We start from the raw sequence: 26,933 nt of genomic DNA, 5'->3' as shown, positions 1-26,933 counted from the left end.
ACGCCTTGTACGCGAGGCCCTTTGGCAGCGGGCCAAGAGGCAGCTACCCGGGCGATGGGGTGTCTACAAGGGGTAGCTCGACGTCGGGGGGTCGAGGATCATGGGCTACATCTCGCGGCCCGCGCGCGGCACGGCACCAATCGGCAAGAACGGTCGCAGCATCGTCGTCAACCTGTGCAGGCCGCGCGCGCTCCTCGTGGCCATCCCGCAGGCGACGTACGAGCCCCGCCTGCAGGAGCCCTCGCGGGTGATCGTGGTGGTCCTCACCGAGCGACACCACGCCAAGGGACACGACCCAGATCTTTGCGATTGATGATCTCGTAGCCGAGATTGAGGTCCTGGTCCAACAAGGGCGAACTCACCTTGAACCATGGCGGGCCGGAGCTGACGCTGTCGATCTGACGACACCGGAGGCGCGGGCTCGGTTGGGCGAGCTCCTCGACGTGCATCACCGGCGAATGCAACTCGCATACAGAGAGGTCGTGGAGACCAGCTTCCCGCTGCTCGCGGGCAAGCTTCCACTCTACCAAGTCATGCCTGTCCGGTACGAGATTGAGGTCGAGTTCCATGATAGGCGGGGTTATCCATCTGAAACGCTGCAGTGGAGGTGGGTGCCCGTGGCAACGTTCGACGACGTCGGTGCCACCATCACCTTCCCCTCCGAACTTTCGGACATATGGTCGAGGGCTGCATCGGACGCCTATCGACAACGCATCGACGAAGCCCTTGCTCGCTACGGGCGACCTGCTCCCGACCGGCAGTACACGTTCGGGCAGAAGGGCGTTCCGGATTTCGACAACGACTTCCCGGAGCACGGCGGTCAGGTTAACGAGACATCAGTCGTACGTGCCGCCGCCACTCGCATTGCGGAAGATCTCAAGCACTTGTTCAGTGAATTACCAGTGAGGGACCAGCCATTTATTCGTCCTGCTTTGTAAAGGACGCATTCGGATCTTTTCCAGCTTTTCACGGCCAGTAGGAAGTTCCGGAGGTCCACCCTGCTCGGGAATTAGCGCTTGTACCCCAACGTGTCCGCTTCGCAGCTTCGTGCTGCCGGGATGGGCGCTGAGCCGAATGTCTGCTTCCCAGCGGCAAGCCAACGGTGACTATCCACCCCGAGCCGAAGTTGCTGGAGGGCCGACGAACGGCCGCTTTGTAGAAGCGACGACGGAGGTCCAGACGGCTGGGTTGGGTCGAATGCGGAACGTCCGCTTCCTGGCGGGCGCCCAACTTCCGCTATTGGCGCAACCAGGACTCAACAGGTTAGGTGCTGGAGCGTCCGCTTCGCAGGTGCCGACAGGGCCACAGAATGGCCGAGAGGGGCGCAGTGTGGAATTGCCGTTTAAGTGCAGGGCAGAGGTGCTGTGGAGGCGGATTTCGTGTTTGACGGTTGCCCCTAAAAGTCGCTACGAACCTGGAAGTCGGTGCGTTGGAAAGTTCAACATATTCAGTGGCTTCGGATTATTGGTGGCGAATCCCCCCTCTCCGCCAAATCACCCTTAAACCATTGTGATGACGGTATCTTTTTGATGCCGTAGGCCTTTCAGCGCGCTCCTGCTACGAAGGAGTGCTACGAAGCCATGAGGTAGATGGTGGGGCTCGTCCAGCGTCGGGGCATCTTCTATGTCCGTTGCACCATCCCGGATGCGCTGCGCGCCGACATGCCGGCCGTGCTCGGAACGGCAGGGCCTGGCATCTTCGACGAAAGCGCGCCCGTCTCGCTGAAGGGAAGGCGGGCCGGCCGGGAGTTCTGGGTCAGCCTCGGCACCCGCGACGCGGACGTGGCACGCGATCGGGCCCGCCGGCTGGATGGCGAGGCGGACGCACTCGTCCGCTTGGCGAAGCGCCGTCTGCCTCAGCGCTCAGCCGAAACTCTCGGACCTCGACGACACGGTTCTTCAGGGTCTGGTCGCGACGTTCCGCCATCGCAAGCTCGCCGCGGATGAAGCGCGGCGGCGCGGCGCCGACCCCCTCAGTCGCGAAGGGTTCGACGCACTCGGACGGGAGATCGCGTCGCGGGAGGCCGAATTGCGCAATGCCAACGCGCGCGGCGACTGCACCGCCACGCATTTCGATTTCGATGCGATGATGACCGTGCTCGATGCCGGACTGAACATCGCGTTCGGATCGCCAGCGGATCGTCGTCTCCATCTGGCGTTCGTCGAAGCCGAACTCGAGGTGATGACCATCATCAAGGACCGGCACTCCGGGAATATCCGCCCCACACCCTCGCCCCCGCCGAAGGAAGACCTTCGAACGGAGGCCGTGTCTCGGCCGAAGCAGGAGAGGATCGAGGCACCGAGCCCGGAGCAGATTCTGGAAGGCTGGAAGACGGATCAGGCGCCGACCGAGAAAACCTTCTATACGTTCTCCAGCAGGGTGCGCCGGTGGACTGGCCTGCCCCTATCCTGTGGCCCAGGTTCGAAGTTAGTGCATCGTCGGTCGCGTGACGATGGCGGGTTGTGCGAGCGGCGCTGAGCTGCTCGGTTCGGTTGGCCAGATGACGACCTCCGGCGCGGGCGGCTGATAGCCGAGCGACGAGTGCGGTCGGAGGGTGTTGCCGTGCCTCCGCCATTGCTCGATCACGATGCAGGCCTCCTTGAGGGTGTAGAACACCTCGCCGTCGAGAAGTTCATCGCGCAGCTTCGCGTTGAAGCTCTCGCAATACCCGTTCTCCCACGGACTGCCTGGCTCAATGTAGGCCGTTGCTGATCAGACCGCTGCGATCCAGTCTCGGACAGATCGAGCGATGAACTCAGGTCCATTGTCCGAGCGGACATGGCCCGGCACACCGCGCAGGCTGAACAGATCCGAGAGCACGTCGATCACTTCGAGGGCCTAAGCTTGCGGGATACGCGGATGGTGAGGCACTCGCGCGTGAACTCCTCGATCACGTTCAGCATCCGGTACTTGCGCCCGTTGTGCGTGCGGTGCTCGACGAAGTTATACGACCAGACGTGGTCAGGTCGCTCCGGCCGCAGTCGCAGGCACGAGCCGTCGTTGAGCCAGAGCCGCGACCGCTTCGGCTGGCGAGCGGGAACCTTGAGGCCCTCGCGGCGCCAGATCCGTTCGACCCGCTTCACGCTCACCGTCCAGCCGTCACGCCGGAGCAAGGCCGTAACCCGACGATAGCCGTAGCATCCATGCTGCAGCGCCAGGGCGACGATCGCAGCCGTCAGAACAGCTTCGTCCTCGACCACCACGGCGGCCTTGCGTTGGGTCGAACGATGCTGGCCCAGGACACGGCAAGCGAAGCGTTCCGATACGCCATGCTCGGCAACGACGTAGTCGACACACGCCCGGCGGCGAGCCGGGCTCAGAAGTTTCCCGAGGCTGCCTCCTTCAGGATCAGCTTCTCCAAGGTCAGATCGGAGATCGCCCGACGAAGCCGCTGATTCTCCGTCTCCAAAGATTTTAGCCGCTTGAGCTGATCACCCTTCAAGCCACCGTACTCAAAACGCCAGCGGTAGTACGTGACCTCCGTCACCTCGATCGACCGGATTGCTTCGGCGACCTTACGGCCTTGCGAGACCAAGACATCAACCTGGCGCAGCTTGGCGACGGTCTCTTCAGCCGTATGATTTTTCCGTCCCATGACAACATCCTCCACATGGCTCGAAGCCATACCTCAGGGAGGACCACTTTTCAGGGGGCAGGCCATTTCTGTCGTCGGGTCATCCGGGAGATCCTGCCGGAGCGCAAGGCGATCCACGTGAGCGACATCACCCTGCGGATCGGCGCGGACCTGGTTCACGAGGCCGGCGAGCACGTGCAGGCCTGGCGCGTCGAGACGGTCAGGGGAGGGGCCATCGACGAGCGAATGTACCGCAACGGTTGATTCGTGAGCGAGGGCGCCGGACGCTATCGGACGCCCAGGTCGGAGGACGGCGGGGTCGCCGTCTGAAGTTCAACGAGCCGCGGGGTGTGCAGACGACGTTGAGTGCAACCGGCGCAGCTACCTTGGAAGTCGTGTCGGCAGACCTCACCTTGCCCCCAATGGGCAGCGCGTTCGACGTCATCATCGTAGGGGGAGGCGCCGCCGGCATCGGTGCCGCCCGGCGGCTCGCGGCACAAGGCTCATCGGCCTTGCTGCTTGAGGCATCTGCGCGCCTCGGAGGCCGCGCGTGGACGCAGGACATCGGAGGGTACCCGCTCGACCTCGGTTGCGAATGGCTCCACTCCGGCGATCGAAATGCATGGGTCGGCATCGCCGAGGCATCGGGCTTCCCGGTCGACCGAGGCGAACCGCCATGGGCGAAGGCCCACCCGGGCATCGAGCACGATGAGCACGCACAAGAGGCGGCGCAAAGGGCGTACGGCGACTGGGAAGACCGGCTCCGCATCGTCGCGGCGGGCAGCGACCGGGCCAGCGACGCCCTTCAGCCGGGCGGCCCCTGGATCGCCTACGTGCGGGCCATCGCCGGCTTCATGAGCGGCATGGCGCCCGAGCAGATCTCCGCGACCGATTACCTCGCCTACGACGATGCCTCGACGGGCCGGAACTGGCATCTGCCGTCCGGCTACGGCACGTTGGTCGCTGCCAGCCTGCCGTCCACGACGACGCTGCGGCTCGCCACCCCCGCCGACCGGATCGACCTGACGGCGGACGGCGTCGCCGTGACCACCCGCGCCGGCACCATCCGCGCCGGGGCCGCCATCCTCACGATCTCGACCGCGGTCCTGGCCGGCGACGCGATCCGCCTTCCCGCCGGGACCGAACCCTGGCGCGAGGCGGCCGCCGCCCTGCCGCTGGGCCGCAACGAAAAGATCTTCCTGGAGATCGGGCATAACGCAGCGTTCGAGCCAGACTCGCATGCCTACGGCAACCTGCACGGCCCAAGGTCGGCTGCCTACTCGATCCGACCGAACGGATGGCCGGTGATCGAGGCGTTCCTCGGGGGCGACGGCGCCCGTATCGTGGCGGAGGGGGGCCCGGCCGCCGGCTTCGCCCACGTGTCGGCCGAACTGGCCGCCCTGTTCGGCAGTGACGTGGCGTCGGCCATCCGCCCCCTCGCGGCGACGTCCTGGAGCCGGATGGCGTCCATCGGTGGGGCGTATAGTTGCGCCCTGCCGGGACGATCCGATGCGCGGGCGCGGCTGGCCCGGCCATTCGAGGACCGCCTGTTCTTCGCCGGCGAGGCGACGCATCCTTTCGACTTCACCACTGCACACGGAGCCCACGACAGCGGGATACGGGCCGCCGACGAGGCCTTGGCGGCGCTCGGGGACAGGCGGGGCGAAGCGGCCTAGGCGAGGTCCCGGAGGCGTCCGCATGGCCGCAGGGGCCGGAACATCCGGGGGCGGGGCCGATTTCCGAAGTTCCCGGACAGCATAACCCGACACGCGCGCCGCACGGGCTGTCCCGTACGAAATCGGCGCGCCAGGACAACCTCATGACCGACGCCTCCGACCACCGCCTCAAGATGCAGGACCCGCGCACCCAATACCCGCAGCCGCCGTTCAAGCGGCAACCGCAGGAGGCGCCCGGCCTCGCCGGCGCGATGGACCCGAAGCCGGACCACGGCGAGACCAGCTACCGGGGCCACGGCCGCCTCGCCGGACGCAAGGCCCTGGTGACCGGCGCCGATTCGGGCATCGGGCGCGCGGCCGCCATCGCCTTCGCCCGCGAGGGCGCGGACGTGGCGCTCAGCTTCGTCGAGGCCGAGATGCCGGACGCCCGGGCGGTGGCGAAGCTCATCGAGGCGGAGGGCCGCAAGGCGGTGCTGCTGCCCGGCGACATCACCGACAAGGCGTTCTGCGACACCCTGGTGCACAAGGCCGTGGTCGAGCTCGGCGGTCTCGACATCCTCGTCAACAACGCCGGCAAGCAGACCAACCAGACGGACATCGGCGACATCACGGACGAGCAGTTCGACCGGACGCTGAAGACCAACCTCTACGCGATGTTCTGGATCACCAAGGCGGCGATGCCCCTGTTGCCGGCCGGCGCGTCCATCATCAACACGGCCTCGGTCGTGGCCTACAACCCACCCAAGATCCTGGTCGACTACGCCACCACCAAGGCCGGCATCATCGCGTTCACGAAGGCGCTGGCCAAGCAGTCCATCGAAAAAGGCATCCGCGTGAACGCGGTGGCGCCCGGCCCGTTCTGGACCGCGCTGCAGCCCTCGGGCGGGCAGCCGCAGGAGGCGGTCGAGAAGTTCGGATCTGAGGTGCCGCTCGGCCGCCCCGGCCAGCCGGTGGAACTCGCGCCGGTCTACGTCTTCCTGGCCAGCCAGGAGGCGAGCTACGTCACCGGCGAGGTCTACGGCGCGACGGGTGGCAACGGCACCGCGTGAATTCGCCGAACCGGCGGGAAAACCGCTTCCCGCCGGCTGTCATGCTTGGCACTGCCTGTTCGAGACAAACGTGGCATTCGCCCGAGCCGTACGCGCGCTACAGATCTTCGAGGGGGTGGACGCCAGGCGTTGCAGGCGGGGATACTCTACTTGGCTCGCCCGGTGGGACCGATCATGCTGCAGCTTCAACCGATGCCGAAGGTCATCACCTTCGATTGCTACGGCACCTTGGTCCGGTGGCATGACGCCGTCCGGTCGGCGGCCCACGCGATCCTTGCCCGTCGCCTCCCGGAAGCCGATGCGCAGGAGCAAGCGGCCATCCTGGCCGATCGATTGCGAGAGGCTGCGGTGGAGCGGCAGAAGCGTCCGCAATTCCGCGACTACAAGTCGATCCTGCGATCCGCCCTAGCCGAGGCCCTCGCCGATGCCGGCCATACGGCCAAGCCCGAGGACGGCGACACGTTGCTGAGGGTCCTGGGACGTATCGAGCCGCACCCCGAGGTTGCCGCGGCGCTCGACCGTCTCCGCGCACGCTACCGGCTGGCGGTCATCAGCAACACGGACGACGACCTGATCGCAGGCACCGTCGCGGCCATCGGAGTGCCGCTCGACTTCGTCGTCACGGCCGAGCAGGCCCATGCCTATAAGCCCGATCACGGGCTCTTCCTACACGCCTACAAGACCATGGGCGTGCAGAAAGAGGATACCATCCATGTCGGCATGGGGCAGTTCACCGACCTCAAGGTCTGCCACGAGCTCGGAATCCGCTCCGTGTGGATCGACCGGGTGGGCGAACCGCCGAACCTTGCATGGCCACCGCATGCGTCGCTCAAGGATCTCTCGCGCCTGCCGGACCTGCTCTCGCCGGAGTGAGCGAACGCCGCGAGGAACCTGATACCTTAAGATGATGCTCAGCCAGTTCGGCACGGCGATCCGAAGCGGACGTTCCGCATCCCACCCGTCTGAAACGCTCAGGCAGGCGGTCTGCGGCGGCCGATGCTGGCCGAAAGCCGCTGGTCCGCTCCAGAGTAGGTTCGCCGCAAACGTCGACGTTCTCTGCAGCGAACCTCGACAACAACGCTCATGCAGGGCGAGGCTGCATCGCCCCCCGCTGCCAACCACAGTAGGCTCTGCTCGCAGGGCTTGATGAAGCGCACCGTGCGCGTCCGAGCCGACCTGTGGCCGGCGATGGTAGCCGGAAGTTTCCATCAGTCATTCAACAGCCGCTACGCGCTAGCCGAGGCGCCGATCATGCTCGCCCGCATGAGGAAAAACGAGCCTCTCGGAAATATCGTTCTGAGCGTCTGACGCACAGTCCCGAGCGTCGGCCTCAAACGAGCCGGTCCAGCGCGCGGCGGCCACTTCACGACTGGATCGCGCCGTTTCGCCGGGAGATCGCGGATGCCCCGATGCCCGGCCGGCAGGATGCGGCGGCCGACGTGCGCGGATTGGAACAGGGCGCTCCAGCCTTCACCACCGTATCCAACGCATGGGGTAGAGTGTCGAGAACTGCGCGGCATGAGAATCTAAGATCGAGGCGGCGGGCGCCCATGGATCGACGCGTTGCCAGAACAGCGGGCCGCGTACTCCGGACTATGGCTTTTGGCTGGGCGGCAGGATCATCGCGGTGTCTGGGTCGGAGACGTCGCCCTCCTGTTGCTGATCGAGCGAGAGCTTGGCCGCAAGGTCCGGCTCCTGTCCGTTCGCCAACTCTTGCGCAGCCGCAACTTCCTTATCACGTGCCTGCTCCGCCGTGAGCTCGCCGCGCACCACCGCCCGGGCCAGGTTCAGGCTCAGGACGTTCTCGGCCTCGCTAGCGCCGTAGGCGGTGAGCGTGCCTCGCGTCCGGTCCGGAATGACGCTGCCGTTGAAGGTGGCGACCGCGCTGAAGAAGTTAAGCGGGACTTTGTAGGGCAAGCTCTGCTCCAGCACGTCGTTGTGCTTGGCCGGGAAATCGTGCTCGGCTCCCATCTTGTGCACCACCGTCCGGATCCACGGCCCGTTGCGGTGCCAGATCAGCAGCGTCGCCGTCTGCTCCTGGGGTGCGCCGTACTTGTCAGCAACGGCTTCAGCGGCCTTGCGGGACGGCTCGGGCCAATCCTGCGCGAGGCGCTCGGCGGCCCCTGCGGGGCCCGCGGACAGCGCGAGGACGAGAGCGAGGATGCATCGGCTGCGGTTCTGCGAGGGCATGCGCTTCCCTGACGGCGCCGGGGGCAGCACGGCTTCCTGCGGCGAATGGGAATCGCTGTCACGCCGCCGCGTTGCTCCGGGTCTACGCCGGGTATAGGCCGAGCACCCGAGAATGGTTCCAGGGAGATGCCCGATGGTGCAGCTGATGTCGCTGGACGTGAATGGGCGCGCGGCGCCCGTGAGCGTGGACGACCCCGATACGCCGCTCCTCTACGTGCTACGCGATGATCTCGGCCTGCACGGGCCGCGCTTCGGCTGCGGGCTGGGCCAGTGCGGCGCCTGCACGGTGCATGTGGATGGGCAGGCGGTGCGCTCCTGCATCACCCCGGTCTCGAGCCTAAAGGCGGGGGCCAAGATCGTGACGCTCGAAGGGCTCGGCAGCCTGGACAAGCCGCACCCGGTGCAGGCGGCCTTCATCGCCGAGCAGGCGGCGCAGTGCGGCTACTGCATCAATGGCATGATCATGCAGTCGGCTGCCCTGCTCAACGAGACGCCGAAGCCCAACGAGACCGCGATCCGGCAGGCGCTCGCCCAGAATCTCTGCCGGTGCGGCACCCATCAGCGGATCGTGCGCGCCGTCCAGCGCGCGGCCGGCACACTCTGACAGAGGTTGTTGTCATGACCGCACCCGCCCTCTCCCGCCGCAGCCTGCTCCTCCAGGGCGGCGCCCTCGTGGTCGGCTTCTCGCTGTCCGGCCGCGGCGCCAGCGCCCAGAGCTTCGCGCCGGTCGCCACCAACGGCTTCGCGAAGCCCGTCGCCCCGGACCGCGTCGACAGCTTCCTGGCGCTCGGCGCCGACGGTCACGCCACGATCTTCTCCGGCAAGGTGGATCTCGGCACCGGGGTCGAGACCGCCCTGACGCAGATCGCGGCTGAGGAACTCGACCTGCCGCTCGACCGCGTGACCGTCGTCCAGGGCGATACGGCGCTGACGCCGGATCAGGGACCGACCTACGGGAGCCTCTCGATCCAGAAGGGCGGCGTCGAAATCCGGCAGGCGGCGGCGACGGCCCGCGCGCGCCTCGTGCAGATGGCCAGCGAGCGCCTCGGCGTACCGGCCGACGAGCTGGTGAGCGAGAACGGCACCGTCCGGCCGAAAGCTGGCGGCCAGGGCCTCTCCTACGCCGATCTCGTGAAGGATGGGCGCCTCGACCTCAAGGTCGATCCGGCGGTCAAGACGAAGGATCCGGCGCAGTTCGCCCTCGTCGGCAAGCCGGTGGCGCGGGTCGACATACCCGAGAAGATGACCGGCCGCTTCACCTACATGCAGGATTATCGCGTGCCCGGCATGGTGCATGCGCGGGTGGTCCGTCCCCCGACCATCGGGGCGGATCTGCAGGGCGTGGATGAGGCCTCGGTCGCGGACATCCCAGGACTGATCAAGGTCGTGCGCCAGGGTAACTTCCTGGCCATCGTCACCGAGAAGGAGTGGGCGGCCGTGAAGGCCGCAAAGCAGCTGAGGGCGACGTGGTCGGAATGGGAAGGCCTGCCCGAGCAGGGCAAGCTCTGGCAGCACGTGCGCGCCACGAAGGTCACCAAGGACGACGTCACGAGCAGCACGGGCGATGCCGAGGCGGCGCTCGAACAGGCGGCCCGGAAGCTCGAAGCGACGTACGATTTCGCCATCCATACCCACGGCTCGATCGGGCCGTCCTGCGCCATCGCAGAGCTGAAGGACGGGTTCCTAACCTGCTGGACGGCCTCGCAGATGACGCACGCCCTGCGCAAGCAGCTCGCGGCGATGACCGGCCTCGCGCCGGAGGCGGTGCGCTGCATCTACGTCGAGGGCTCGGGCTGCTACGGCCGCAACGGCCACGAGGACGCGGCGGGCGACGCCGCCCTTCTCGCCCGCGCGGTCGGCCGCCCCGTGAGGGTCCAGTGGTCGCGCGCCGACGAGCACGGCTGGGATCCGAAAGGACCGCCGACCCTGATCGACCTAAAGGCCGGGCTCGACCCGCAGGGCAACGTCACCGCCTGGTCCTCCCAGTTCCACATCCCGGAGGGGGCGGCCGGTAACGTGCCGCTGGTGGCGGCCTCGCTGGCCGATCTGCCGCACGAGACTACGATGGCGCCGGGCAACATCATCGGCAACTCGGCGCTGCCCTACGCCTTTCCGAACGTGCGCACGGTCTGCCACCGGCTGGCCTCGACGCCGTTCCGGCCCTCCTGGATCCGCACCCCCGGGCGGATGCAGAACACCTACGCCAACGAGGCCTTCCTCGACGAGTGCGCGGCGGTAGCCGGCGCCGACCCGCTGGAGTACCGCCTGCGGGCGCTGAAGGATCCGCGCGGCATTGAGGTGCTGAAGCGGGTTGCCGAACTCGCCATGTGGCAGGCGCGCCCCTCGCCGGTGAAAGACGCCGCGGGCGACGTGCTGCGCGGCCGCGGAATCTCCTACGTGAAGTACGAACTCAATCGCACCTACGTAGCGGGCGTGGCCGAAGTCGAAGTGAATCGCAGCACCGGGCAGGTGCGCGTGCCGCGCTTCTTCGTGGTCCAGGATTGCGGGCAGATCATCAACCCCGACGGCGTGCGCAACCAGCTCGACGGCAATGTCATCCAGACCGTCAGCCGGGTGCTGCTGGAGGAGGTCACCTTCGATCGCGGCGCCGTGACGAGCCTCGACTGGTCGAGCTACCCGATCCTGACCTTCCCGGACGTGCCCGAGGTCGTGATCGACCTGATCGACCGGCCAACCGAGAAGCCGTGGGGCGCCGGCGAGCCGTCCGCCGCCATCGTGCCGGCGGCGGTCTCGAATGCAGTCTTCGACGCGACCGGCGTACGCGTGCGGTCCGTGCCGTTCACCCCGGCCAAGGTGAAGGCGGCTCTGCAGGGGGCCTGAAACGCGAGCAGGCAGGATCGTCGGGGCGTGGCGCCGGTCCCGCGGCGCGGGCCCGGGTCGCGATCCACCGGCCGCGCCGCGGACACCGGGTGGTGCCTCGGCCGCCGGGATCGACGCAGCTTGATCGAGGCGGCTGGCATGGGCCGGCCCGTGCCGGGGTCCGGTCCGACATCCTTTGACCGCACCGTGGCGGCGCTCGAACATCTGCTGCTTTATGTTCGTCCCGTACGCCGGCTCCTCGACGGCGGCCGGACAAGGATGGAGCTGTTGGGGGCCTACCCTAACATCGCGAGCGGACCGCCTGCCTATGCCGACGAGGCGAGAAGACACTCCCACCGACCCTGCCGAAGGCGCTTCACGCTGCCCTCCGACATTAAAGTGCTTAGATAGTACTAGGCTGTGAGACGTGGTATCGGATCCGCAAAGCCCCACAGCGCTCGTTGCAGGTTTACCCGGAAGCGGACGTTCCGCATCCAACTCCACACGGATGCAACAAGGGATCTAGGAGGCACCCGACAGTGGATATTCTCTGCGTCATTTCAGTGATCTGGGTCAGTTAATCTTTCTCACTGGCAGGCGGTTCGTAGGATGAAGGATTGTTGCGGCGATCCATGACCTCATGGTTTGACTGAAAAACTCCAGGGACGGCAGATCGATCGGATATTCTAGGCCGACTTGCTGGTCTGACGGTTGTCGAGCTTGCGCAATTCGGTGGCGATGTCCTGGAGACTGGAATCACCCTTGCGCAAAACGCGATCGGCTTCTGATAACCGGTCCCGCTCCTCGGCCGTGACGTCCCGGGCGCTGAGGACCACTACCGGCACGTCGGCGCAACCCGGCAATCTTCGCAAGCGGTCAAGGAACGAGAACCCGTCCATCACCGGCATGGTGAGATCGAGAAGGACGAGGCGCGGCACGCCAAGCCCGACCTGCTCGAGCGCCTCGCGGCCGTCGCCGGCCTCGCGGACGCTCCAGCCGTTGCGTTCAAGGGCCGTCCGTAGGCGGTGCCGCATGTCCGCGTCGTCATCGACCACGAGGACGTCGCCGTCCGCTGCTCGGAACTGATCCAGGATCGTCCGGAGGCGCGCCCAGTCCACCGGCTTCGGCACCGCCTCGATGGCACCGAGCGAGGCGCTGAGCGTCGCGTCGGCAACGAAGCTCACCATCACCACCGGGATGCCGGCAGTCTCGGGATCCGACTTGAGAGCGGCGAGCACCGACCAGCCGTCCATCTCGGGCATCATGACGTCGAGGAGGATGGCGCGGGGCTTGAGCGACTGGGCGAGGTTGAGGCCGGTGCGCCCGTCCGCCGCCGTGCGCACGGAAAAGCGCTGGCGTTCGAGGAACCGGGTCATGAGCTCGCGCTGGGATGCCTCGTCGTCGATCACCAGCACCAAGTCATCCATGCGTTCGCCGTTCTCCGGTACGGCGTCCGGCGCGACATCGACCGTCCGGTCCGGTGCCACCGCCGGGACGCGCAGGGTGAAGCTCGTTCCCTCGCCCTCGACGCTCGTCACGGAGATGTCGCCGCCGAGCAACTGTGCGAAGGCGCGGCTTAGAGCCAATCCAAGACCGGTGCCGCCATAGTTGCGTGTGGTGCTCTCGTCGGCCTGCGTGAAGCGCTCGAACAGGCGTCCGACCTGCTCCGGGTTCATGCCGATGCCCGTATCCCGCACCGTGAACTGGAGCCAGCCGCCGCGGATACCCGCCTCGCGCCCGGCTTCCAGCGTGATGGTGCCGCCCTCGGTGAACTTGGCGGCGTTCGAGAGCAGGTTGAACAGGCACTGGCGCAGCTTCACCGCGTCCGTTCGGGCTCGGCCGACGCCATCGGCCACGTCGAGCACGAGGACGTTTCCCTTCTTCTTGACGAGCGCCTCGACGGTGGCGGCCGCGTCCATGACGAAGGCGGCGACGTCGATGTCCTCGGGGTAGAGCTCCATCTTCTCCGCCTCGACCTTCGACAGGTCGAGCACGTCGTTGATCAGGCCGAGGAGGTGCTGGGCGTTCGATTTGATTTTTCCGAGATCCTTGAGGAGGCTCTCCTGACCGAGCTCCTCCGCCTCCTCCTCGAGCATCTCGGAATAGCCGATTACGGCCGAAAGCGGCGTGCGCAGCTCATGGCTCATGTTGGCCAGGAACCGGCTCTTCGCCCGGCTGTGCTCCTCGGCCGCGTCCCGCGCCTCCTTGAGCGCCACCTCGAACGCGTGTCGCTCGGTGATGTCCTCATGGACGCCCACCCACTCCCGGATCGCGCCGTCGGCATCGCGCACCGGCACTGCCCTTGCCACGTAGCGGCGCCAGCCCGCCTGGGCGGTGCGCACGCGATGCTCGACCGTGTAGGGGGCCTCGGCTCGCAATGCGTCGGTCCAGGTCGCGATCGTCGCCGGGAGATCCTCGGGATGGATCGCCTTCGCCCAGCCCGCGCCCATGTACTGCTCTGGGGTGTGCCCGGTGATCTCCGCCCACCCTGCTTGCTCCTCGACGAAATGCCCGGCGGCGTCGGTCGTCCACATCACGCCGTTGACGGCCCTGACGGCGGATCGGAAGCGCGCCTCGCTGACGTGCAGGCGTCGCTGCACCCGACGCTGGTCGAGCGAGGAAGCGATCATCGCCAGGAACAGGATGAGGAAGGTAACGCCGGCGACCGCCAGGGCGAGGTCGCGTTGGCCCGCCGCCAGGGTGGCTACGTGGGCCGCATGGGCGCCGCTCTCCTGCGCGGTGAAGGTCGCCGCGGCCATCCCGGTGTAGTGCATCCCAGCGACTGCAAGCCCCATCACGCAGGCGGCGGCGAGTTTCTGCCAGGGCCGATTGCGGCGGAAGGTAAGCCACAGGGCTGCGGTCGCAGCCGTGACCGCGATGGCGACCGAGACCGCCACCACAGCCGGGTTGTAGGCAAGGTTGCCCGGCACGCGCATCGCCGCCATGCCGGTGTAGTGCATCGCCGCCACGCCAAGGCCCATGAGCGGGCCCGCGACCAGCAACGCGCCCGCACCCGTTCCCCGGCGTGCAACCCAGGCAAAGGCGCCGGCCGTGACACCCACCGCGATCAGCAGTGACAGGACCGTCAGTCCGAGATCGTAGGCCGCCGCCATTCCCATCTCGAAGGCGAGCATGCCGACGAAGTGCATCGACCAGATGCCACCGCCCATCGCCACCGCCGCGCCAGCGCCCCAGGCCCAGCGCGCACCGGCGTCCGGACGCCGGACGCGGGCACCGAGGTCCAGCGCCGCATAGGACGCGAACACCGCGATGACGATGGACAGCGTGACGAGTAGCGGGTTGTATCCGGTATGGGCCATAGGATGTCCGGTGGGGGCACGGGGTCCGTAGCACCGAAAGGCAGCGTTCCTGGGACAATCTTTCGGCCCGGAAGCGCAAGACCTTGCGAGCCGTCAGCGCGATGGCTCTCGGAGGATCAGGCCGGGCTTGGCGAAACCACCGAACGCAGCAGCCTAGTGAGGTCGTCGAGACTGACCTGGCCCTTTCTGAAGACCTTGTCGGCCCGTCCGGCCAGACGCCGCCGGTCGTTCACGTCGACGTCCTTGGCCGTCAGCACGACGACCGGGATCGAACCCCATTCCGGCTTGGCCCGCAGGGTGGCGAGGAACGCGAAGCCATCCATCTCCGGCATCATCAAATCGAGAAGGATGAGGCAGGGTTGCACTGTCGCGACGACCCCGAGCCCGACCTTGCCGTTCTCGGCCGTGACGACCCGCCAGCCTTCCCGGGTGAGGTGGGTCGACATACGATCCCGTGTGTCGGCATCGTCATAGATGACCAGTAGCGGGCCTTCGTGGTCCCGGGGTCGGAAGCGGTCCATCACCCCCTGAAGCTCGTCCCAGTCCACCGGCTTCTGCAGGTAGTCGGTGGCTCCGAGGGAGAAGGCTAGGTTCTGCTCGTCCAGCACTGTGACCATGACTACGGGGGTGTTGCCGAGTTCTGGATCTCCCCTGAGTTCTCGTAATACCGACCAGCCGTCCAGCTGCGGCATGGTCACGTCGAGCAGGATAACCCGGGGCCTCAGGGTCCGCGCAATCTCCAGGCCCTCCCGCCCGTCGACGGCGGCGACGGCCTTGAACCCGTCGCGTTCGAGGAAGCGGGTGAGGAGATCACGCGTCGCCGGATCATCATCGACGACGAGGACGACGTCCTTGCCGCACACATCGTCGGATAGAGGCATCCCGACATCCGCTTCCATTGCCGGCTGGTCGTTGGTGCCAGCGATGCGGGCCGGGACCGAGATGGTGAAGGTGGTTCCTCGACCCTCCTCGCTCGCCACCTTGATATCGCCGCCCAGCATGGATGCGAACGCCTGGGTGATGGACAGCCCGAGGCCGGTGCCGCCAAACTTCCGCGTCGTTGAGGCATCCGCTTGGGTGAAGCGCTCGAACAGGCGCGCCTGCTGGTCCGGGCTCATGCCGATCCCGGTGTCGCTCACCTGGAAGGTCAGCCAACTCTCACCGTCGCGTTCGCCCCGTTCGGCCTTCAGGGTGATCCGGCCGCCTTCCGTGAACTTAGCGGCGTTCGAGAGTAGGTTGATCAGGCACTGGCGCAGTTTGGTCACGTCGGAACGCGCTTCGCCGAGGTCATCGGCGAGGTCCAGCGTGAGGACGTTCTCTTTTGCGGCGACGAGGGATTCGACCGTTGAGGCGACGTCGCGGACGATCGCGTCGATGGCGAAGTCCTCGACGTAGGTCTCCATCCGCTCCGCCTCGATCTTCGACAGGTCGAGCACGTCATTGATCAGACCGAGGAGGTGGCGCGCGTTCGCTTCGATCTTGCGCATGTCGGGAAGCAGGTCGTCGTGGCCGCCGTCCGCCATCTCCTCCTGCAGCATCTCCGAGTAGCCGATCACCGCCGAGAGCGGGGTGCGCAGCTCATGGCTCATGTTGGCGAGGAACTCGCTTTTGGCCCGGTTTGCCTCCTCGGCAGCCTCCTTGGCGGCGGCCAACTGGAGCTCGCTCCGCTTGCGCCCGTCGATGTCAGTGACGACGACGACGGCACCGACCCGGTGACCATCAGCGTCGAGCATCTGCGCCGCCGAGAACCCGACCCAGGCACGGCTGCCGTCGCCGCGGCGGTAGTCGACCTCAAGATCCGCGCGCGACTCGCCGGCATGCACCACGCGGTCGAGGGGCCAATCCCCGGGCTCGACCTGGCATCCGTCAGAATGAAACCCGACCCAGCGGTCCTTCCGGTCGGCGGACGTATCTGAGACCACATCATGCCCGAGGATCACGGTGGCCCGGGCGTTGTGCCCGACGATGCGGCCTGTCGGAGCCTCGGCGATCAGGACACCGACGGGCAGCGTCTCCATCACCGTGCGGAGGGTGGCCTCGCCGGCCCGCATCCCACGGCGCGCCTCCGCCTCGCCCGCTTCCGCCAACCCGGCCGGAATGGTGCCGGCGAACAGGGTGGCGACGTGGAGGTCGAGGCCGGTGAAGGCATCGGGACGACTGGACTGTAGCTTCAGGACACCGACGGCGGCGTCCCCACGGAGGATCGGGACACAGACTGCCGAGCGTGCGTTGAGCGGGCCGACGAGGTCGCGACGGACGCGAGGGTCAACGAGGAGGTCCGGACACAGCACCGGCTTGGCGGTCGCCAGGCAATGGCCCGAGAGGCTGCCATCGATGGGGATGCGCAGCCCGACATGGGGTTCGAGCGCACCGCGTGCCGAGCGATAGACGAGGTCGTCGCCCTCACGGAGCTCGATCACTGCGCCCTCGGCTTGGGAGACCGCCGCCATGACACCGCCGACGAGGGTATCGAGGATCACGCCACGGTCCCCTGCCGCCCGGGTCACGCTGGCCTGGGCGGCGATCAGGGCGTTCTGCTGCGCGATCAGCGCGGCCTGGCCGGAAAGAAGTCCCTCGCGCTCGGCGACCGAGCGGCGCAGTTCCATCTGGGACATGACTTGCCCCGCCAGCGCGCGTAGAGCTACCGCCTGCCGATCCGTGAGGCCCTCCGGGCGGGGCGCGAGGTCAATCACGCACAGGCTGCCGAGACGCTCGCCGTCGGCCGCCTCCAGCGGCGCCCCAGCGTAGAAGCGCAGGTACGGTTCGCCCGTGACGAGGGGATTGTCCCTGGTACGGGAGTCCAGCGACAGGTCGGCGATTACGAGCAGGTCCGGGGAGCCGAGGACATGCGCGCAGACCGACTTGTCCAGGGAGGTCTCGCAAGGCGCGAAGCCCGACCGCGCCTTGAACCATTGGCGGTCGCCGGCGACCAAGCTGACCAGGGCGACCGGGACAGAGCAGGTCATTCGGGCCAGCTCGACGATGTCGTCGAACCCTTTCTCGGGGGGCGTATCGAGGATGCCGTACCCTCGGAGTGCGTCCAGGCGACGGGCATCGCCGACTTCGGGTGGGAGCGTATCGTCGGTCATGTGCGGCTCGCTCATGGGAACGGATGGGCTCGCCGACGCAAGGCCGTGGGATGACGCGATGCGGTGTTCGGGTGCCCTCGACAACACGGTGACCGTGCGGTGGTTGCCCGCCCGTCCCGGTCACGTCTTCGAGTGGTCCCTGATTGGCGTCTGTTCCGGAGCGACGGGTCACGCCCTGGGGCAGCCGCCGGGGATCAGTCCTTCTCGATGACCGAGACCTTCCCATCCCGCTCGACGATGGCAACGGCGACCTGATCCATGTCATCGAGGCCCTGTTGGCGGGCGGCGGTGCGCACGTCGGCCTGCTGCATCCGCAGGCGCCGCATCTGAGTCTCGTCCCAGTCGCCGTCTCGGTAGACGACGATGGGCGTGCCGTCGCAGATACGCTCGAACCAGACGTAGCGCAGCTTCAGCCACGAGACGGCCACGTGCATGAGGCCGACGGTGAAGATCGCGCTCATCGCGCCGACGAACGACTTGTCGTCGCCGAGCACCGCGCTGACGCTCATACCGCCGAACAGGAACAGCACCACCATGTCGATGGGGGCCTGCTGGCTCGCGGTCCGGCGCCCGATGAGGCGGATGACGAAGAGAACGACGAGGTAGGCCGCCGCGGCCTTGAAGACGGTGCTCATGCCTACGGCACCGAATACTGCGACCAGGGCAGGGTCTCGCCTGCATCCAGCCGTGCCCAGAGATGGATGCTGCCGCGGAAGCCGGGCGAGCCCGCGAACAGGATGGTGACGCGTTCCTGACCCTTCACGACGGGGAACTCCATGCGGATGCTGTCGGCGCCGGCTTCCCAGACAGAAGGACGCGGGATGATGCTCTCCAACCCAAAATGGTCGGCCAGCCCCTTTGCCATGGTCACGGCGACCTTATCGCCGCCGGGCGGGACGCGGGTGTCGAACTGGACCTTGGTCGGGGCACCGAAGCGGACCACCGGCTCGTAGCGGAGCTTGATCGAGGCATCGGCGTTGGCAGCCTCGCGCTCGCTGAACAGACCCTGCCCGAACGCTCCGAGGACGGAGGCGCCCACGAATGCGACCATGGCCCAACGGCCGATGATCTCGGCACGCCGCCAACGTCCCTCGAACGCCGGGTAGAAGCCGCGCGCGATCTCCTCGCGCATCGGCGGGTCGGGATGGATGACGTCCAAGATATTTTCCTTGGGCAGGGATCTGGGCGGAACCGCCCGGGACGGGAGCCAAGTCGTCGGACCTGCCGTTGGCTCCCTGCAGGTGCGGCGTTATCTGGGATGACGCGGGAACGTGATCGCTCCTTCGAGTCGGCAAACCGGATCACGCCCGCCCGAATGCGGCTGCGATCCGGCTCGGTCTCTCAGGCGGCGAGCGGTTTGGCCGTCCGAATCTTCCCATAGAGCTCGACGTGGATCTCGTGGCGAATGCCGTCCTTGGCGCCTACGATCTCGAAGTGCTTCGGCTTGCGTTGAGGCTCTCCCTCGACGGCGTAGCCCTCGGCCTTGACCGCCGCGAGGACCGCCGCCGGATCGGCCGGGGTCTGGTTCGCCTTTTCCGTGTGAAGCTTCCGCGGCCACGCGATCTCGCAGACGGTGCCGTCCTTGAGGGTGATGAGCGTCACTTTGATTTCCGAGGGTTTGGGCTCGCCCGTGATCGTAACTGTGTCGCCATGGGCGATTGCGATGACCTCGGCGCCCTTCGGCCCAAGGTCGGCGAGGATGCGTCCTTCCTTGCCATCGATGGCGAAGCGGTGGCCGAAGACGGCCCAGACGGTGCCGGTGATGGTCTGCATGTCGTTCATGTCGAGTCTTCCTCGGGTGTCGTTTGCCGGCCTGGGCCACGGGATGCCCGGCGTACCTGGACGGGGCCAGTTCCTGGCGATGCCGGTGGAGACTGGCATCGGCCCCTGTCGGGGCTGACGGCTCTCTAGGGCCAGGGTTCGAACTCATCCTGAACCGCGCCGTTCAGCCTCCGTTAAGCGCCGGCGACCCGGCCCGACCGCTCATCGGATCGGGATTGTCATCTCGAAACGGAGTCTGCTGGCGTCGATGGTCCGGCGGAAGCACCCCTGCAGGCTCAGCTCGATGATTTGCCTTGCGCGAACAGTGCCCGCCCCTGTGTGCCGATTGCCGATGAGAACTTGCTGGCGACCTAATCGGCGGGCGGAACCGGGTCTTGATTTTGATGCGCCCCGCAAAGGTCAGTCAGAGGGCTTGCGAGAAGAACCATCGCGTTCGCTCGTCCTGAGCGGAGGCAACAAATGTTGCCAACGGGCCGTGCTCGACGACTACGCCGCGGTCGGTGAAATAGATCTGTCGGCTACACCACCGTCAGCTTTTCCGGCGGACTCTGTCAGAAACGGACCAGCGTCTTACGGCCAAAACCTGCCAAATGTCGAACGTCCGCCTCTGGAGTTTGACGCTTGAAAGCAGACTGGCAGAAAACCACCCACCCCGGACGTTGGCCTCTACCTCAACAGCCTGGAAGCGGACCTTCCGAAGGTCGCCAAAGGGTCAAGAGTTCGCGTCAGGATTGATCGGTGGAGCAGCAGCAGTGAAGCCGAGCCACCGCCTCCGTCGACAGCAGCGGCCAGCTCGACGTCGTCGGCACCGGCTCGGACGCGATCACCCTGGCCGCCGGCCTGACCACGGTGGGCGAGTTCACTGCCGACGCGACGGAGACCGCCAAGCTCACGGGCGGGGCAGCGTTCACTACGTCCGGCGGCGCCTCGGTCCAGCGCTCGGCCCTGATCGACCAGTTCAACAACCTCGGCACGCAGGTCGACCAGGCGGCCAAGGATGCCGGCTTCAACGGCACCAACCTGCTGGCCGGCGACAACCTGACCATCGCCTTCAACGAGAAGACCGGTTCGGCTCGGTCCAAGCTCAGCGTCCAGGGCACCGCCCTGTCGGCGGCCGGCCTCGGGCTCGGCAGCTTCGTCGATTCGGCCGCCGCCCAGGGTGGGGCGAACTTCGGCGTGCAGAACAACGCCGACCTCGTCAAGGCGTCGGACGCGCTGACCAACGCGCTGACCAGCCTGAAGTCGCTGAGCTCGACCCTGGGCTCGAACCTCTCGGTGGTTCAGACGCGGCAGGACTTCACCAAGCAGATGGTCGACGGGCTCGACACCGGAGCGGCAAACCTCACGGATGCGGACATGAACGAGGAGGCCGCGCGCTCGCAGGCGCTGTCGACGCGCCAGTCCCTGGCGATCTCGGCGCTGTCGCTGGCCAACACCGCCAACCAGGGCATCCTCCAGCTCCTGCGCTGAGCCGGGACTGGCCGGCGCGGCCGTGCCGTCGCGCCGGCTGCCACGTGGGAAGGCGCCCAGGCGATCGGGGGGGGCAACATACGCCGGTGCGCCGATACCGACGATCTCGTGGGTTATGACGTCGCCATCACCGTCGTAGGACTCCACGCGACGTCCGGAGGCTCGACCGTGTGCTCGCACGCCCGAGGCAGCTGAGGAAGCGGCCACGCCGACAATAAGGCCCGCCGTGGAGACGAGCCCGACATCGGCACCGAGCACGGCGGCACGCAGCCAGCCGATGCGGTTGACGAGATGCTTTTCCATATGGATTGCGCGCATCGGCTTCAGGGTCTCTCGAGGGGACGCTCGCCTTTGTGCGGGAGTTCGAGGGTCGGGGGTCAGCAACAGCAATCGGACCCCGATCCACTCTTCACGAAGTCCCCGTCGGGGAGCACCGGCTTACCGGTCTTCTCGCCCTCAAGCTCGCGTTCGGCCTGGAGCCAGAATTCGACCTCGTAGCCATGAGGGCGGCCACGCATGTTCCAGAGCTCAAAGGCTCTGAGACGGATGTCGCCTTCGGTCTGCGTCGTATCGGTGGGCATGCTCTGGTCCTCGCGATGGTCGGGATCGATGGTCATGGGCGCCGCCACGCCTATGCCGGAGGCGCCTCCGGCGATGCCCTGTGCAAGGCGGCATGACGCTTACTCATCGCTCCCTGGATCAGGGTCGCGATGGCGTAGCCCATGGCGCCGACGGCCAGGGCGGTTGCCAAGGGCGATGTCCGGCCGCGCTCCCCCCGTCCCGGATGTCCGCCGCGGCTCGACCGTTCGGCCCTGCGGATGCTAGCCCGTCCGCGGTCGAGGGTATCCTGTGCCAGATGAGTCGCCCGCTTGGCGACGTCTTCAACGGCGTCGCTCGCGCGCCAGAAGATCTCGTCGGCGGCACCCTCGATGCGGCGGCCTTCATCGGTGCCAGTATCCTCTTCGTCCGTGGACTGGCGATGCTCGTTGTGCGGCTTCGTCATGGTCGATTTCCTTTTTTGGAGGTCGGAATCCCTGCCGGGCCCGCGATGACCGGCAAGGGCTTCGCGTCGCTCAGACGACGCTGATGCGGTTCTCGACCGCGGTGGTGCCAGGGGAGGCCCACGCGGCCCCCATCGCCTCCCTGCGCTCCTGCATGGTGCGCACGGTTCCGCCGAGGTAGACGGTCCCGCCATCCGCCTTGACGGTCACGGTCTTCGGGTCGAACAGCCAAGAGCGATCCAGCGCCTCGCTGATGCTGTCGCTGACGGCCTCGACGTCGACCTGGGGCTTGACCACGATCCGGTTGTTCACGGCGACGACACCGGACAACTGCCGAAGCTCGCGCTCGGCGACCTCGGACTGGAAGCGATGGTCGACGTCGCCGGTCAGGATGACGGTCCCCTTCGAGACCTTCACCATGACGCGATCCGGAGGGACGGCGACGTTCCAGGCGAGACGGGCGATGGCGGTCGCGGCGATGTCCTCGTCGGACCGCTTGCGGGCGTAGGGCACCACGACCTCGATCTCCTGCACGAGGGCCCTGACGCCCCTGACGCGGCATGCGGCGGCCTCGGCGGCGATCTTCTCGTCGTAGGTCCCCACCTGACCGGACAGGGCGACCACGCCGTCCCTGGCCGTGACGCCGATCTCCGAGGAGGTCACCGCCGGATCCCAGATGAGTTCGGCCGTGACGCGGTGTTGCAGGCTGGTGTCGTGGGACATGACGGTCTCCTTGGGGGCTGCCGGGATCGCCGATGCGCGGAAGGGCTCGGCGACCCCGACCCATGCGAGGCGGTCCGGCGACGTCGTCGAAACGCGTCCCGGCATCCGGTGAACACTAGGTGGCGGAACCGGAGCAGTCCTTGATCCAGCGCAAGGATCAGGCGTCACCGGAATTGTTCATGACCGAACGAGCGGCTCGGGCGGCGAGCACGGGTCCACCGGGAACACCGGGGTTGATCTCGATCAAAGACCGGGCCCGACAACGCGGCCATCCCTGGGTCGTGGTCGGCGGTAATAAGGCGCGACCGGAAATCAGGGGTCCATCGGTCATGAGCACGTACGTCGCATCGTTGACCAATGTCGCCGTCACGCGAGCGACGCCGACTGCGGCATCGCTCGATCCATTGACGGAGAGCCTGCGGATGCTGGGGGTCGCCGTCCTCGGATCGGCAACCGCCGTCTGCCTGATGTGGCTCGTATCCTGAGCGACGTCCCGGTCGCCGCCCTACCGTCGAGCCGACCCGCCGCCTGGACCTTCCGCGTCGATGGGGGCCTGCCGGCCTCGCTTCTCGGATGCGTCCGGCGCGAGGCGCGTCATGGCATCAGCCGAACCCGGAGCCATCCCATGTCGATTCGCCTTCCCGTATCCGCGCTGCTCATGACCGGCCTCCTACAGGTCGCGGCGGCGGCCACGGATGGACAGGTCCAACGTGGCAAGACCTTCGTCGGCGCGAACTGCGCCACCTGCCATGCCGTCGGCCGGATCGGGGAAAGCCCCCTGGCCGTCGCACCCGCATTCCGGGAACTCCATACGAAGTATCCGGTCGAGGACCTCGGCGAGGCCCTGGCGGAGGGCATCACCACGGGGCATCCGACCATGCCCCAGTTCGAGCTCGAGCCCGATCAGATCACGGACGTGTTGGCCTACCTGAAGTCCCTGGAGCAATGACCGTCCTGCCATGGAGGCTTCCAAACTGCATCCCTAGGAAGCGGACATCGAAAACCCGTCAGGGACGCGTCGCCTTCTCGGCGCTGGCACCGACCGCCTTGGCGAAGGCCTCGATCCGGGTCGACTGGTCGGCCAGCATGCCCTCGAGACGCTCCATCCGGATGCGGTCGAGCTTGTCGTGCGAGGCCATGATCTCGACCTCGGCCTTCAGGTTGATCTCGTAGTCGAGACCGGCCGCCATGCGATCCCGCGCCGCCTGGCGGTTCTGCGACATGAGGATCACCGGCGCCTGAAGAGCGGCGACCATCGACAGGATCAGGTTCAGGAAGATGTAGGGGTAGGGGTCGAAGGCGCCGGCGCGGGCCAGGACGACGGTGTTCACGACGACCCACGCGACGAGCATTCCCGTGAAGACCAGGATGAAGCCCCACGAGCCACCCAACTGGGCGACGCGGTCCGCGAGGCGCTCGCCGAAGGTCTGGTGCTCGACGAGGACGCGGTTCACGTCCCGGGACACGTACCGCCGCTTGGCGACATGAAGGATCACCCGCCGCTCGCGTTCGGAAAGCCCTTCTAATCCGTCTTCCATCAACTGCCGGGCCAGCTGGGTGACCGCACCGTCGACCGGCGGCTTACTGCCGTCATCGGCATTCGCGGGAGGGATCATGCCGCTCGTCGGGGCGTGCTCGGTCATCAGTGGCTCAGGAAGCTGCAGACGGGGCAACGGCGCAGGACATCCCGGGTGACGCCGCCGGGGACGGCCTCCCGCAAGCGCCCATGACCGTAGGCTCCCATGACGATCAGGTCGGTCGCGCCCTCGGACGCCAGGTCGAGCAGGGCTTCCGGGTCGCCTGCGAGATCGACGGACACCATGATGCTCGCCAATGTCATGGACGGGACGGCTCGCTCGGCTGCGGGAAACCGGACGATGCCCGTCCGCCAAGGTGCCGGCTTTGACCCAACGCAAGGGCGGGGCCGGAAATCGTACCGGGCCATCGTCGAGGGACGACGATGCCTGGCCTTTCGCCGCCCGGAACGGGTTTGCGCTGGATCAACGATGGATGCCCGGCCAACAGGCATGGTCCTCCCCTCGTCACCGGAGGTCCACCATGTCGTATGCCAGCATCATCGTCGCCGTGGATCCCGGGGAGCGGACGGCTCCGCGGATCGGTGTGGCCGCGCATCTCGCGCAACGGCTCGATGCACGCCTCATCGGCGTCGCGGCCTGGGCACCGGACTACCCGCGGGGGTTCGGGGAGACGTCCGTGCCGACCGGATACGGGATCGAGGACCTCCGCCAGAAAGCCTTCGGTGAGTTGCACCGGGCGGAAGAGACTTTCCGTCTTGCGGCCCGGCCGGCGGGGCGGATCGAGTGGCGTTCCGAGCTCAGGGAAACGCTCACGTTCCTCGCGGAGCAGTCGCGGGCGGCCGATCTCGTCGTGGTCGGGCGTCAGGGGAAGAACGACCTGCCGCATCACGCGGCCGCCGTCGGACCCGGTGACGCACTGATGACGGTTGGCCGGCCGATCCTCGTCGTGCCGCACGGCGTGGAGCGACTGTCGGCGACCCGCGTGGTGGTGGCCTGGAAGGACACCCCGCAGGGCCGCAGGGCGATCTCCGATGCGATGCCGTTCCTGACGCTCGCCGAACAGGTCCAGGTCGTCCAGGTCGCGGAGGGCACCGACCGGACCGAGTTGGAGGACGTCGTCGCCTATCTCGGCCTGCACGGCGTCAAGGCCGTGGGGGTTCTCAAGGCCCCGAAGGCTGGCGGGACGGCCGAGACCTTGCTCGACGCCGCCGAGATGTTCGGGGCGGACCTGATCGTCAGCGGAGCCTTCGGGTACAGTCGCCTGCGGGAATGGTTCTTCGGCGGCGTGACGCGCACCCTCCTCGACCACAGCCCTGTCTGTTGCCTGATGTCTCACTGAACGCCATCCGGTGGATCGACGTCCGGCGAGGTCGTTGATCCACCGCAAGGACGACGCCGGCCCGGCATCTACGGTGATCCCCGCGCCTGCACGGTCGACGCCCCGCGTTCGACCACGGCGAGAAGGAATTCGAGGTGACCTGTCCCCGCGCCGTCGAGGCCCTGACCAAGCAGCGTGACCGTCTCGTCGAGGTGCTCCGCCTGATCGACGACGGGCGGTGGTGGACCGGGGACGACGCCTGCCGGATCGACGAGGACGAGGTCTGCCTGCAGGCCGACGGGATCGGGGCTGCCCTCGACGTGGTCGAGCGTCTCGCCGGCGAGATGGCTGCGGAGGACGGCACCGGCACCGGGTCGCAGCTGGCTCCGAAAGCGACGCATGCCGTCTTGACACCGGGACATCATGTTCACGAAGGCCGCGCCGCGCCGGAAGGCTTCGGTCCGTTCTCTCGGGGCCAGGTCGGTCCCCTGCAAGACGAGATCCATCCGTCGGGGGGATACGAGCAGCGGGCCCGGCGGCTTTCCGGCGGCGTCCCGAATCTGGCCTGATCAATAATAAGCGACGCACCCTGGGCCATCTCGCCGTGGCGATCCGACGGGAGCCGGAGGATACTCGGGACCGGATCGCGGGTGTCATCCGCGAGGTCGCGGTACGCCACGAACGGGACCTCCCGACCGAACAGGCTGACCCGAAGACGTATCCGGCTCGGTTCGGGCGGAGGCGCGTCGCGGCTCGCAGGGAAAGCCCCTTCATCGCGAGAGGAATGCCGGTACCTGACGTCCGATTTCCCTCAGGGCATGCGCTGTCGATCGTCCTTTCGTGAGCGACCGACGGTTTTTCGAGGTGGTCCGGACGATGTCGAGGGCGGCGACGACCGCGATACCAACACCGAGGACGAACGCCATCGAGATCGCGGGCTCGGCCATCGGCGGTCGACTGACGGCGCCCATTGGTAGGAGAGCCCGTTGAAGCATCCAGGGCGAGACGGCGACCCAGGCACCCAGCACACTGGATGCCCACCGTGTCCAGGGCTCTGGTTCGGGCCCGTCGAGGAAGGCCAAGCCCATGACGGCAAACCCGCATGCGAAGGCGTTCAGTGCGGCGGGGGAGTTCCCGGTCTCCAAGAACAGGAACGGAGTGAGGACCACGAGCGCCCCCAGCACCGCCGAGATGCCGTCGAGCATGGCCCCGACGTTGCTCCCATCCTTCGGGAACCTTTGAGTGAGAATCGGCGTGGAAGAAGGACCCGGTTGACGGGTTGATCGGCGTCCAATCGGGACCCACCCCCGGCTTCTCCTCCATGCTCCCAGCCAGTCAGGGCGGGAGCCAGCCGGGATGTTGATTGTGGAGACCATCGCCAAG

The 26,933-nt window shown here is 67.2% G+C and carries 25 protein-coding genes and 5 pseudogenes; 15 read left to right on the top strand and 15 right to left on the bottom strand.

The window, feature by feature from the left end; genetic code table 11:
- Positions 1-100 precede the first annotated feature (100 nt).
- From MKK68_RS13760 to MKK68_RS13750, 4 genes and pseudogenes are all read left to right on the top strand, one after another.
- Complete coding sequence (locus tag MKK68_RS13760; RefSeq protein ID WP_244030739.1) at positions 101-313, top strand: hypothetical protein; 213 nt, start codon at positions 101-103, stop codon at positions 311-313.
- Between the two features lie 112 nt (positions 314-425).
- Positions 426-938, top strand: coding sequence for a hypothetical protein (locus tag MKK68_RS13755; RefSeq protein WP_244030737.1), 513 nt, complete (start codon positions 426-428; stop codon positions 936-938).
- Between the two features lie 651 nt (positions 939-1,589).
- Positions 1,590-1,784: pseudogene (locus MKK68_RS29935) on the top strand (DUF6538 domain-containing protein); the annotation flags it as partial.
- Positions 1,785-1,809: 25 nt separating this feature from the next.
- Positions 1,810-2,478 (top strand): hypothetical protein, encoded by a 669-nt coding sequence (locus MKK68_RS13750; protein WP_244030736.1) that lies wholly within the window; start codon positions 1,810-1,812, stop codon positions 2,476-2,478.
- On the opposite strand, the pseudogene MKK68_RS13745 reads toward MKK68_RS13750, so the two are convergent.
- A pseudogene (locus MKK68_RS13745) lies at positions 2,428-3,595 on the bottom strand (IS3 family transposase). The gene MKK68_RS13750 and the pseudogene MKK68_RS13745 overlap by 51 nt on opposite strands.
- A 117-nt stretch (positions 3,596-3,712) precedes the next feature.
- Between MKK68_RS13745 and MKK68_RS29500 the strand changes: the two are divergent.
- The 4 genes from MKK68_RS29500 to MKK68_RS13730 all read left to right on the top strand — a co-directional run bounded on the left by MKK68_RS29500 (position 3,713) and on the right by MKK68_RS13730 (position 7,172).
- On the top strand, positions 3,713-3,838 hold the full coding sequence (locus MKK68_RS29500; RefSeq protein WP_279605340.1) for a hypothetical protein: 126 nt from the start codon (positions 3,713-3,715) through the stop codon (positions 3,836-3,838).
- 158 nt (positions 3,839-3,996) lie between these two features.
- Positions 3,997-5,250: a flavin monoamine oxidase family protein gene (locus tag MKK68_RS13740; RefSeq protein ID WP_147724823.1), complete on the top strand. Its 1,254-nt coding sequence runs from the start codon at positions 3,997-3,999 to the stop codon at positions 5,248-5,250.
- Between the two features lie 143 nt (positions 5,251-5,393).
- Positions 5,394-6,299, top strand: a complete 906-nt coding sequence (locus tag MKK68_RS13735; protein ID WP_147858527.1) for an SDR family oxidoreductase — start codon at positions 5,394-5,396, stop codon at positions 6,297-6,299.
- Between the two features lie 174 nt (positions 6,300-6,473).
- Positions 6,474-7,172 (top strand): HAD family hydrolase, encoded by a 699-nt coding sequence (locus MKK68_RS13730; RefSeq protein ID WP_244030734.1) that lies wholly within the window; start codon positions 6,474-6,476, stop codon positions 7,170-7,172.
- 720 nt (positions 7,173-7,892) lie between these two features.
- Here MKK68_RS13730 and MKK68_RS13725 read toward each other — a convergent pair.
- Positions 7,893-8,489, bottom strand: coding sequence for a hypothetical protein (locus tag MKK68_RS13725; protein ID WP_147724767.1), 597 nt, complete (start codon positions 8,487-8,489; stop codon positions 7,893-7,895).
- Between the two features lie 133 nt (positions 8,490-8,622).
- Between MKK68_RS13725 and MKK68_RS13720 the strand changes: the two genes are divergently transcribed.
- Positions 8,623-9,093, top strand: a complete 471-nt coding sequence (locus tag MKK68_RS13720) for a (2Fe-2S)-binding protein (protein WP_147724769.1) — start codon at positions 8,623-8,625, stop codon at positions 9,091-9,093.
- Between the two features lie 14 nt (positions 9,094-9,107).
- On the top strand, positions 9,108-11,330 hold the full coding sequence (locus tag MKK68_RS13715) for a xanthine dehydrogenase family protein molybdopterin-binding subunit (protein ID WP_244030732.1): 2,223 nt from the start codon (positions 9,108-9,110) through the stop codon (positions 11,328-11,330).
- 665 nt (positions 11,331-11,995) lie between these two features.
- On the opposite strand, the gene MKK68_RS13710 is transcribed toward MKK68_RS13715, so the two are convergent.
- The 6 genes and pseudogenes from MKK68_RS13710 to MKK68_RS13685 all read right to left on the bottom strand — a co-directional run.
- Positions 11,996-14,629: an MHYT domain-containing protein gene (locus tag MKK68_RS13710; RefSeq protein WP_244030731.1), complete on the bottom strand. Its 2,634-nt coding sequence runs from the start codon at positions 14,627-14,629 to the stop codon at positions 11,996-11,998.
- 116 nt (positions 14,630-14,745) lie between these two features.
- The gene (locus MKK68_RS13705; protein ID WP_244030730.1) at positions 14,746-17,718 is read right to left on the bottom strand and encodes a response regulator; all 2,973 of its coding nucleotides are present in this window, start codon (positions 17,716-17,718) and stop codon (positions 14,746-14,748) included.
- A 194-nt stretch (positions 17,719-17,912) separates the two neighbouring features.
- Positions 17,913-18,353 (bottom strand): DUF421 domain-containing protein, encoded by a 441-nt coding sequence (locus tag MKK68_RS13700; RefSeq protein WP_147724779.1) that lies wholly within the window; start codon positions 18,351-18,353, stop codon positions 17,913-17,915.
- A gap of 2 nt (positions 18,354-18,355) precedes the next feature.
- A complete protein-coding gene (locus MKK68_RS13695; protein WP_147724781.1) occupies positions 18,356-18,877 on the bottom strand; it encodes a hypothetical protein in 522 nt (173 codons plus the stop codon).
- A 182-nt stretch (positions 18,878-19,059) separates the two neighbouring features.
- Positions 19,060-19,500, bottom strand: coding sequence for a hypothetical protein (locus MKK68_RS13690; RefSeq protein ID WP_147724783.1), 441 nt, complete (start codon positions 19,498-19,500; stop codon positions 19,060-19,062).
- A gap of 403 nt (positions 19,501-19,903) precedes the next feature.
- A pseudogene (locus MKK68_RS13685) lies at positions 19,904-20,011 on the bottom strand (peptide ABC transporter ATP-binding protein); the annotation flags it as partial.
- A 338-nt stretch (positions 20,012-20,349) separates the two neighbouring features.
- On the opposite strand from MKK68_RS13685, the gene MKK68_RS29755 reads away from it, so the two are divergent.
- A complete protein-coding gene (locus tag MKK68_RS29755; RefSeq protein WP_244030729.1) occupies positions 20,350-20,970 on the top strand; it encodes a flagellin in 621 nt (206 codons plus the stop codon).
- 180 nt (positions 20,971-21,150) lie between these two features.
- Here the strand turns inward: MKK68_RS29755 and MKK68_RS13675 are convergent.
- The 4 genes and pseudogenes from MKK68_RS13675 to MKK68_RS13660 all read right to left on the bottom strand — a co-directional run.
- Positions 21,151-21,288: pseudogene (locus tag MKK68_RS13675) on the bottom strand (VIT family protein); the annotation flags it as partial.
- Between the two features lie 59 nt (positions 21,289-21,347).
- Positions 21,348-21,587, bottom strand: a complete 240-nt coding sequence (locus MKK68_RS13670) for a DUF2934 domain-containing protein (protein WP_243931968.1) — start codon at positions 21,585-21,587, stop codon at positions 21,348-21,350.
- Between the two features lie 14 nt (positions 21,588-21,601).
- Positions 21,602-21,973, bottom strand: coding sequence for a hypothetical protein (locus tag MKK68_RS13665; RefSeq protein WP_244030728.1), 372 nt, complete (start codon positions 21,971-21,973; stop codon positions 21,602-21,604).
- Between the two features lie 70 nt (positions 21,974-22,043).
- Positions 22,044-22,694 (bottom strand): BON domain-containing protein, encoded by a 651-nt coding sequence (locus MKK68_RS13660; RefSeq protein WP_147724787.1) that lies wholly within the window; start codon positions 22,692-22,694, stop codon positions 22,044-22,046.
- Between the two features lie 140 nt (positions 22,695-22,834).
- Here MKK68_RS13660 and MKK68_RS13655 point away from each other — a divergent pair, with 140 nt between their 5' ends.
- Positions 22,835-23,179 (top strand): hypothetical protein, encoded by a 345-nt coding sequence (locus MKK68_RS13655; RefSeq protein ID WP_244030727.1) that lies wholly within the window; start codon positions 22,835-22,837, stop codon positions 23,177-23,179.
- 140 nt (positions 23,180-23,319) lie between these two features.
- Complete coding sequence (locus tag MKK68_RS13650) at positions 23,320-23,643, top strand: c-type cytochrome (RefSeq protein WP_187274699.1); 324 nt, start codon at positions 23,320-23,322, stop codon at positions 23,641-23,643.
- Between the two features lie 58 nt (positions 23,644-23,701).
- On the opposite strand, the gene MKK68_RS13645 is transcribed toward MKK68_RS13650, so the two are convergent.
- Both MKK68_RS13645 and MKK68_RS13640 read right to left on the bottom strand, forming a co-directional pair.
- Entirely contained in the window at positions 23,702-24,310 is a 609-nt protein-coding gene (locus tag MKK68_RS13645) for a DUF1003 domain-containing protein (protein WP_409567240.1), read from the bottom strand.
- A 26-nt stretch (positions 24,311-24,336) separates the two neighbouring features.
- Positions 24,337-24,483: pseudogene (locus tag MKK68_RS13640) on the bottom strand (universal stress protein); the annotation flags it as partial.
- Positions 24,484-24,704: 221 nt separating this feature from the next.
- Between MKK68_RS13640 and MKK68_RS13635 the strand changes: the two are divergent.
- Together MKK68_RS13635 and MKK68_RS13630 are read left to right on the top strand one after the other, a co-directional pair.
- Positions 24,705-25,571, top strand: coding sequence for a universal stress protein (locus MKK68_RS13635; protein WP_244030726.1), 867 nt, complete (start codon positions 24,705-24,707; stop codon positions 25,569-25,571).
- A 134-nt stretch (positions 25,572-25,705) separates the two neighbouring features.
- Positions 25,706-26,119 (top strand): hypothetical protein, encoded by a 414-nt coding sequence (locus tag MKK68_RS13630; protein ID WP_147895737.1) that lies wholly within the window; start codon positions 25,706-25,708, stop codon positions 26,117-26,119.
- A 201-nt stretch (positions 26,120-26,320) separates the two neighbouring features.
- On the opposite strand, the gene MKK68_RS13625 is transcribed toward MKK68_RS13630, so the two are convergent.
- Positions 26,321-26,755 (bottom strand): hypothetical protein, encoded by a 435-nt coding sequence (locus MKK68_RS13625; RefSeq protein ID WP_244030725.1) that lies wholly within the window; start codon positions 26,753-26,755, stop codon positions 26,321-26,323.
- Between the last annotated feature and the right edge of the window lie 178 nt (positions 26,756-26,933).

Origin of the sequence: Methylobacterium sp. E-016 (assembly GCF_022829745.1) — a bacterium.
Lineage (GTDB): Bacteria > Pseudomonadota > Alphaproteobacteria > Rhizobiales > Beijerinckiaceae > Methylobacterium.
This window is presented reverse-complemented; position numbering and strand designations above follow the sequence as displayed.